6 protein-coding genes are annotated in these 6707 nt (G+C 73.8%); 5 read left to right on the top strand and 1 reads right to left on the bottom strand.

The features are described 5' to 3' along the window. The 3 genes from QSK26_RS07895 to QSK26_RS07885 form a co-directional block, all read left to right on the top strand. Positions 1-318, top strand: a 318-nt coding sequence (locus QSK26_RS07895; protein WP_285774333.1) for a hypothetical protein, incomplete at its 5' end; no start/stop codon positions are given. A 174-nt stretch (positions 319-492) separates the two neighbouring features. Further along, positions 493-1440 carry a pentapeptide repeat-containing protein gene (locus QSK26_RS07890; RefSeq protein ID WP_285774332.1) on the top strand — a complete coding sequence of 316 codons (948 nt, stop codon included), beginning with the start codon at positions 493-495 and terminating at the stop codon, positions 1438-1440. Between the two features lie 101 nt (positions 1441-1541). Further along, entirely contained in the window at positions 1542-3251 is a 1710-nt protein-coding gene (locus tag QSK26_RS07885) for a serine/threonine-protein kinase (protein WP_285774331.1), read from the top strand. Between the two features lie 99 nt (positions 3252-3350). On the opposite strand, the gene QSK26_RS07880 is transcribed toward QSK26_RS07885, so the two are convergent. Further along, positions 3351-3953, bottom strand: a complete 603-nt coding sequence (locus tag QSK26_RS07880) for a TetR/AcrR family transcriptional regulator (RefSeq protein ID WP_285774330.1) — start codon at positions 3951-3953, stop codon at positions 3351-3353. A gap of 70 nt (positions 3954-4023) precedes the next feature. Here QSK26_RS07880 and QSK26_RS07875 point away from each other — a divergent pair, with 70 nt between their 5' ends. Then, positions 4024-4518, top strand: a complete 495-nt coding sequence (locus QSK26_RS07875; RefSeq protein WP_285774329.1) for an FBP domain-containing protein — start codon at positions 4024-4026, stop codon at positions 4516-4518. A 300-nt stretch (positions 4519-4818) separates the two neighbouring features. Continuing rightward, positions 4819-6252, top strand: coding sequence for a hypothetical protein (locus QSK26_RS07870; protein ID WP_285774328.1), 1434 nt, complete (start codon positions 4819-4821; stop codon positions 6250-6252). Positions 6253-6707: the final 455 nt, after the last annotated feature.

The raw sequence follows: 6707 nt of genomic DNA, 5'->3' as shown, positions 1-6707 counted from the left end.
GCGGCGACAACGCCCTCCGCCCCCGCCGGTGCGGCGACAACGCCCTCCGCCCCCGCCGGTGCGGCGACAACGCCCTCCGCCCCCGCCGGTGCGGCGACAACGCCCTCCGCCCCCGCCGGTGCGGCGACAACGCCCTCCGCCCCCGCCGGTGCGGCGACCCCGGCCGCCGCTTCCACCACGGTGGACGCGTCCTCCGTCGCCGCCACGTCCGCGAACTCCTACGGGTGGTCCACGTGGTGGATCTACGCGGGCGCGGCCCTGGTACTCGGTCTCGGCGGATGGCCGCTCTTGCGGCGGCTGCGGCGGCGCCGTACGTAGGCCGGGCGTTCCGCCCTGTGCGGCGGGGCGGGCGGCCCGCCGTCTCGCCGGGGCGGTACCGCCGCGCGCTGGAGGCGGGCGTTCCACCGGGTGTCGTGGGCGGGCGGTACGCTGACCGACGCGGCGGGCCGCGGTGCCCGTACGGCATGACCGACCGACGGGAGAGCACGCGCCTTGTCCGCCAACCCCGATCCCGCAGGCCCCCTTCCCGGCGGAGGCCGCGCGGACCTGCGCGCCGACTGCGCGAGCTGCTTCGCGCTGTGCTGCGTGGTGCCGGCCTTCGCGGCCTCGGCGGACTTCGCGATCGACAAGCGCGCCTGGCAGGCGTGTCCCAACCTGCGGCAGGACTTCCGCTGCGGCGTCCATCGGGACCTGCGGCAGAAGGGCTTCCCGGGGTGCACGGTCTACGACTGCTTCGGCGCGGGCCAGAAGGTCTCCCAGGTCACCTTCCACGGGCGGGACTGGCGGCGGGCGCCGGAGACCGCGAAGCGGATGTTCGACGTCTTCCCGGTCATGCGGCACCTGCACGAGCTGCTCTACTACCTGGCCGAGGCGCTGACGCTGGAGGCGGCCCGCCCGATCCACGGCGAGCTGCGCGACCTGCTCGCCGAGACCGAGCGTCTCACCGGGGAGCCGCCCGAGTCCCTGGTGGAGCTCGACGTCGCGGCGCACCGGCAGAACGTGAACGCCCTGCTGCTGCGCGCCGGTGAGCTCGCCCGGGCCGGCATCCGGGGCCGGCAGGACCACAGGGGCGCCGACCTGATCGGGGCCGACCTGCGGGGCGCCGACCTCAGGGGCGCCGGCCTGCGCGGCGCGTACCTCATCGGAGCCGACCTCAGGGGCGCCGACCTGCGGATGGCCGACCTCATCGGCGCCGACACGAGAAACGCCGACCTGCGTGGCGCCGACCTCACCGGCGCCCTCTATCTGACCCAGTCCCAGCTCGACGCGGCCAACGGCGACGCCGCCACCAGGCTCCCGCCGTCACTCACCCGCCCGCCCCACTGGCCGGACACGACGTCGGAGCCAGGCGCACGGGCGAAGCCGGGCACGGCGGCGAAGCCGGGTGCCCAGGGGAAGCGGAGCAGGGCGGCGAAGCCGGGCAGACGGGCGAAACGGTAGCCCGCAGGAAGCGGACTGGACCGTCGCCCCGGATTGAGAGATATTTGGGGCAGAACTGACTATTGTGACCATGATCTTCCGAGGGAGAGCGGGGCGGGGTAATGGTCACGGGAGGATCGGGGGCGTCTCTCAGCAGATATCTGCTTCTGGATGAGATCGGCTCCGGGGCGATGGGGACCGTGTGGCGGGCGCGGGCCAGGGACACCGGCGAGATCGTGGCGGTGAAGCTGCTGCGGGACAGCCTGTCGGGGGATCCCGACCTGGTGCTGCGGTTCGTGCAGGAGCGCAACGTGCTGCGCACGCTCCGGCACCCCAACGTGATCACGATGCGCGACTTCGTGGTCGAGGGCGACTGCCTGGCGCTGGTGATGGACCTCGTCGACGGCGGCGACCTGCACCGGCTGCTGACCCGGCGCGGCACGCTGCCTCCGGCCGAGGCCGCCGCGCTGATGATCCAGGTGGCCGACGCGCTGACCGCCGCGCACGCCGAGGGTGTCGTGCACCGCGACGTCAAGCCGGCGAACATCCTGGTCGAGGCAGGCACCGGGCGGGTACGGCTGAGCGACTTCGGCGTGGCCCGCATCGTGCACGGCCCCCGTCTCACCCAGACCACCTCGATCATCGGCACCCCGACGTACCTGCCGCCGGAGGTCGCGGAAGGCCGCCCGCCCACCGCGGCGATGGACGTCTACGCCACCGGCCTGATCCTCTACGAACTCCTCGCGGGACGGCCCCCCTTCACCGGCGACCACCCGATGGCGGTGCTCCGCCAGCACGCGACCGCGGCGCCGAAACGGCTGCCCGGGATGCCCGACGCGCTGTGGTCGGTCATCATCCAGTGCATCGCGAAGGACCCGGCCGCGCGTCCTCCGATCGGCCACGTCGCGGCGGCGCTGCGCGCGGCGGGGCCGTCGCTGGCCGGGCTGCCGGCGCTGCCGCCGGTCGGCAGGGGAGCCGACCCCCTGCTCACCAGCGAGCCGCTCGCCGGTGAGCAGCTCGCGCCGCCCGCCGTACCGGGTGCCGGGACCGTTCCTTCCAGGCGGCGGGCGCGTTCCGCGCCGGTGCTGGTGACGGCGGTCGTCGCGGGGGCGCTGGTCGTGTCCGCCGGGGTGGTGGTGGCCGTCGCCCCGTGGCAGCCGGCCGACCTGATGGCGGCGGCGCAGAGCGCCACGCCGCCCCCGGAGCCGACGACCACGCCGACGCCCGCCGCGCCGGTCACCACCCCGGCCGTCTCCTCCCCGGAGCCGAAGCCGTCGCGCAGCCGGGTGCCCAGGACGGCCAGGCCGGAGCCCACCGCGGAGCCGTCCCCGCCCACGCGGCCCTCCGGCTCGCCGACGCCGCGGCGGACGGCGACCAGGAAAGAGACTCCTCCGAAGGAGGCCCCCGACCCGTCGTCGATTCCCCCGACGAGGAAGCCCCGGCCTACGCCGACGCCGACGCCGGAGAAGGTGGTCCCGGAGTACCGCTGCCGGGCCTGGGTCGCCGCCGGCAAGTTCGCCGAGATCTCTCCGTGCATGGCGGTGGTGGGGGACCGGTTCTACCTGCTCGGGCGGGTGCGGGGGACCGGCGCGGCCCGCGCGGACGTGAACGTCCAGCTCTACAACTCCGACGCGGAGACCAACGTCTCCCAGCCTTACACCTGCGCCGGCCTCGCGCTCGGCGCGCCGGGCACGGTCGTCACCTGCGGCCCGTTCGTCGTCACCTCGCCGCCACGCTCCGGCGGCGCGAGGACCAACGTACGGCAGCGCTGGAAGCAGGCGGGCGCGGCCACGTGGAGCGGCGGCGCGGAGAGCCCCTGGGTGTCCTGGTAGCGCCGGGCTCGGCGGGGGTACCGAGCCGGGCTACCGGCTGCACCGGCGTGCGGGCGGGGTGGCCCGGGGACGACTCCGGGTCACCCCCGGGGTCGTCGGTCACGTCTTCTCGCCGCCCGCCGCGTGCCGGGACGGGTCGGCCGGCCAGTTCTCCAGCATGAGGTGGAGGGCGTCCAGGGCGCGCTCCCAGGACTCCTGCACGTCGCGGGAATGGCTGAAACCGCCGCTGGCCTCGATGGTGATGTAGCCGTGGAAGGCGCTGCGCATCAGGCGGCCGGCGTCCGTGAGCTCGGGGTCGGACAGCCCGTAGGCGCGCAGCATGGCGTGGGTGAGCTCGATGCTGCGGAAGTAGGCGGTGGAGGTGGCGAGGACCGCGGGGTCCACCGGGGACTGCGTCGCCGTGTAACGGCCGGGATGGGCCAGCGCGTAGTCCCGGTAGGCGTTGGCGAACGCGGTCATGGCCTCCTTGCCCGACCGGCCCGCGACCGCCGCCGCGATCCGGTCGGCCAGTTCGCCCGCGGCCAGCAACGTCACCCGTTCCCGCAGATCCTGCAGGTTCCTGACATGTGAGTACAGGCTCGCGTCCTTCACCCCGAAGCCGCGTGCCAGCGCCGACACGGTGATGTTCTCGAACCCGACGGCGTCCGCCAGATCCGCGGCCGCCTTCGTGACGCGCTCCGCCGTCAGTCCCGCACGAGCCATCCGCGCTTCCACCTTCCTAGAGTCTCTAGGCATTTGCCTAATAAGCATAGGCGCTGTACCGTTCCCCGCCATGAAAGCACTGACCGAGCAGGAGATCCGCGTGTCGTTCGTCAACTGCTCCAAGGGAGAGGCCAAACGGCTCGCGGTGCCGCGGGATCTGGCCGTGCAGCCCTGGGAGGACCTGGACTTCCTGGGGTGGCGCGAGCCCGGCGCCCCTGACCGCGGCTACCTCGTCGCCGAACGCGGCGGCGAGGTCGTCGGCGTCGCGCTACGGCTGTCCGCGCAGCAGCGCGGGCGCCTGCACCGAGGCATGTGCTCCCTGTGCCTGACCACCCACCCCGGCACCGGCGTCTCCCTGATGACCGCCCGCCGGGCCGGCCAGGCGGGCCGGGAGAGCAACTCGGTCGGCGTGTACGTGTGCACCGACCTCGCCTGCTCGCTGTACGTGCGCGGCAGGAAGATCCCGGACCTCGGGGGACGCCTGGAGGAGTCCCTCACGGTCGAGGAGCAGATCGAGCGCACCAGGGGGAAACTGTCCGACTTCCTGGACAAGGTCCTCGCCTGAGGCGCGCCCACCGCTCCCGTGACCTGCCCGAGCTGCGGTGTGGCGGGATCACACCACTGATACGATTCCCACCTTTCGGTTTATTTGATCGATTACGGGGCGTAAGTGATGACAGGGTCGGGTTATCACCCTCAGTATCCGGCTCAGCCGCCACCGTGGCAGGGACCTCCCCAGTGGCAGGGGCCGCCACCGGGCCCACCCCACGGACCAGCACCGGGACCACCGGCAGGACCACCGGCGGGGCCACCACCTTGGCCACCGTCGGGACCGCCGCAGGGATCACCGCAGGGACCGCCGCAGTTGCAGGGGCCGCCGCCGCAGTGGCAGCAGCGGCCGCCCGAGCGCCGGCGCAGGACCGGCCTGTGGGTGACGCTGGGCGTCCTGTCCCTGGTGCTGGTCGTCGCGGTGGGCGCCGGGGTGGGGCTGGTGCTGCGGGGAGGCGGCGCGGCCGGTCCCGCGCCGGAACGGGAGCTCGCGGCGGCGGCGACGGGCGGCGCCGACCCGCAGGCGGTCGTGGTGTCCGACGAGGAGATCAACGCGCTGATGGCCGCGCACGGCAGGGCACTGGCCGCCGGCGACGCCAAGCAGTTCACCTCGATCTTCGACCAGAAGAACACCGCGCTGGTCAGGGAACAGTCCAGGGTCTTCGCCAACCTGCGCAAGGTGCCGATGATCGAGACGTCCTACCAGGTGCTGCGCCGGGTGGGCCGCGCCGAGGACAACTTCGGGCGAGGGGTGAAGTTCGAGCAGGACGTCGCCTTCGTGCACCGGATCGCCGGCATCGACCTGCGCCCCGTGACGGAGTGGTACCGCTGGACCATCGAGAAGGCGTCCGCCGGCGCGCCCCTGGTCGTCACCAAGGTGGGCGGGGCGCCGCCCCCGTTCAGCGCCGGTGGGGGATCCAAGACGGTGTACTACCCGGGGCCGTGGGACATCTGGCCGGACATATCGCTGGTGCAGGCGGGTTCGAGCATCATCCTCGCCCGGCCGCAGGACGCCGCCCTCGCCCGCAGGATCGCGCCCACCGTCGCCGGAGCCACCTCCGACGTCCGCGATTTCTGGCAGCGCAGCGGTGAGCAGGGCGCCCCGGTCCCCGCGGGATTCGTGGTCGCCCTGGCCGACGGGCCCGCGCAGCTCGGCAACCTGTTCCGCAAGGAGAAGGTGACCGGCGAGGCCGGCGTGTCCATCCCGATGCCGAGCTGGGGCCTGGGCGACGACGTGAAGATCGGCGGCACCCGGATCGTCCTGGACGCGGCGTCGGACTTCTTCGACTCCGGGCAGGGCATCAAGGAGGTCACCACGCACGAGTTCGCGCACTCGCTCGTCGCGAGCCTGGACAGCGCGGGCTTCTCGCTCTTCGGCAAACCGAACTGGATCATCGAGGGCTTCGCCGAGTACGTCGCCAACCGCGGGCGGCCGATCAACCAGAACCTGCGCTTCGACGAAGGTCAGGCGTACCTCGCGGGCCGCTTCCCGCTGCCGTTCGAAGGCAGGCTGCCCGACAACACGACCTGGACCTACAAGGGCATGGGCAGCCTCAACTACTTCATGGGGCACCTCGCCATCCGCTACGCGGCCGAGCGGTACGGCGAGCGGAAGCTGGTCGGCGCGGTGGTCGCGGCCTACCGGGCGGACGGCGACGAGAGCGAGTCGGCGTTCTTCCAGGCGCTGGGCGTGGGCAAGGCGAACTTCGAGCGGCAGTGGGCGGACTACGCCCGCCGGCAGCTCACCTGAACGGGGGAGTGGAACATGACGGACCCGAACAACGGAGATCCATACGGCGGGCACCGGGGACCGCAGGGATACGGCCCCCCGCAGCCCGGACCGGCGGCCCCCTGGGAACAACCCGGCCACCCCCCTCAGGGCCCCAGCCCCCAGGGACCCGCCCCGCAGGGCCACCACCCCGCTCAGGGATACGGCCCCCCGGGACCCGCCCCGCAGGGCCACCACCCCGCTCAGGGATACGGCCCCCCGGGACCCCCGCCGGGCCACCCCGCCCAGGGCTACGCTCCTCCGCCGCCGCCCCCCTGGGCGCGGCAGGCCCCGTTCCCCCCGCCGCCGCCCGGCGACCTTCCCCCGCCGCACCCCGCCCAGCAGGTCCACCTCCCGCCGCCGAACGGACCCGCCCAGCCCTCCGCCCCGCGCCAGTCGCCGCCCCCGGGCCAGTTGCCACCGCCTCCGCCACCGCC

Origin of the sequence: Microtetraspora sp. NBRC 13810 (assembly GCF_030268685.1) — a bacterium.
Taxonomy (GTDB): Bacteria; Actinomycetota; Actinomycetes; order Streptosporangiales; family Streptosporangiaceae; genus BSRQ01.
Note: the sequence above shows the minus strand (reverse complement) of the source record. Positions and strands in the feature narration are given on the sequence as shown.